The organism is Pseudomonas edaphica (assembly GCF_005863185.1).
In the GTDB taxonomy this organism is placed as follows: Bacteria; Pseudomonadota; Gammaproteobacteria; order Pseudomonadales; family Pseudomonadaceae; genus Aquipseudomonas; species Aquipseudomonas edaphica.
This window is the reverse complement of sequence record NZ_VBVZ01000946.1, coordinates 1-1286: the sequence shown is the minus strand read 5'-3', so window position 1 is coordinate 1286 and position 1286 is coordinate 1. Positions and strand designations below refer to the sequence as shown.

Below are 1286 nucleotides of genomic sequence, written 5' to 3'. Positions count from 1 at the left end.
GGGCTCGCCCGCCCAGGAAGGGGAAAACCATGACACCTGAACGCTTTGCGCACTTGGCTGACGCCTACGGCGCCAGCCTGCATCGCTGGCCCAGCGCCGAACAAGCCGCCGCCCAGGCACTGCTCGACAGCGGCAACCCACGCGCGCGCGAGGCGTTGCGCGAGGTCGGTTGGCTCGACGCCCAGTTGGACAGCCATCCGCTGGTGTTCAACGAACCGGCGCTTGCACGACAGATTCGCGAGTCTGCACCGCGACGGCCGTCGTTCTGGGCACGCTATGCCAACTGGCTGTCGCCTGCCGGGTTGGTGGGCGTGGGCATTGCCGGCATCGCCGCCGGGGTACTGGTGGCGTCACTGAGTGTGCCGTTGCCGATGCTGTCATCCGACGTGCTGCCCAGCGTCTTCGATCAGGGCGACGCCGATGTCGTCTTCACCGTCAACGCCGAGGAAACCGAGCAATGACCCCAACTTCCCTTAAACCCTGGCTGGTTTTCTCGGTATTACTCAATGTGTTTTTGATCGGTGGCGTGGGCGGCGGCCTCTATCACTGGATGGCTACCGCCAAGCCCGCAGAAGCGGTGGTCAACCAGCACGGTCTGCGCCAGGCGATGATCAAGTTGCCGATGGAGCGGCGCAAGGAATTGCGCCAGTTGTTGCGCCACAACCGCGCCGACAGCCAGCCGCTGATCATGGCCGGTCGCGAAGCACGCCTGGGGGTGATCAAGCAGCTCGAAGCGCCGACGCTGGATCGCGATGCGCTGGTCACTGAACTGGCCAAGGCCCGCGAGGCAGATGCGGCGCTCCGGGCATTGGTGGACGCGACGCTGGCGCAGTTTGCGAGCAATTTGCCCCAGGATGAACGGCAAAAACTGGTCGAGGCGCTGTACCAGCGCGGGCAGGCCAAAAACCGCGAGAAACTGCCGCAGGTGGCGGGGACTAGACCGCGTTCCTGAGCGGTTGCTCACATCCATCTGATGCAATGCGATCCAAGTGTGGGAGCTGGCTTGTCGGGTCGCCGCATCGCTGCCTGCGTATCGAGCGCGCCGACGGAGTATTGCCACGAGCGTGTTGGCCTTGCGTCTCGACTCGCTGCAAGCGCTTGGGTACCTTGAGCACGGCGGCGTGTTGCCGTTTGTGATCCGTTAGACTGTGCAACGGACCCGTCAAGGAGCGCTCGATGATTGACCCGCAAGTACTGCAACAGTTGGCCCCGGATGGCGTACTGCGCGCCGCTATTAACCTTGGTAACCCGGTGCTGGCGCAGCGCGGCGCCGACGGCGAGCCGCA

General features: G+C 64.5%; 2 protein-coding genes and 1 pseudogene. All 3 read left to right on the top strand.

Annotated elements, in window-relative coordinates; all coding sequences use genetic code 11:
* Positions 1-29 precede the first annotated feature (29 nt).
* A complete protein-coding gene (locus FEM54_RS32350) occupies positions 30-461 on the top strand; it encodes a hypothetical protein (protein WP_017136879.1) in 432 nt (143 codons plus the stop codon).
* Complete coding sequence (locus tag FEM54_RS32345) at positions 458-952, top strand: periplasmic heavy metal sensor (protein ID WP_017136878.1); 495 nt, start codon at positions 458-460, stop codon at positions 950-952. The genes FEM54_RS32350 and FEM54_RS32345 overlap by 4 nt, the downstream gene beginning before the upstream one ends.
* A 224-nt stretch (positions 953-1176) precedes the next feature.
* A pseudogene (locus tag FEM54_RS34885) lies at positions 1177-1286 on the top strand (restriction endonuclease); the annotation flags it as partial.

Coding starts and splice junctions, on each gene's coding strand:
- FEM54_RS32350 (WP_017136879.1), top strand. CDS start 30: ATGACACCTGAACGCTTTGCGCACTTGGCTGACGCCTACGGCGCCAGC.
- FEM54_RS32345 (WP_017136878.1), top strand. CDS start 458: ATGACCCCAACTTCCCTTAAACCCTGGCTGGTTTTCTCGGTATTACTC.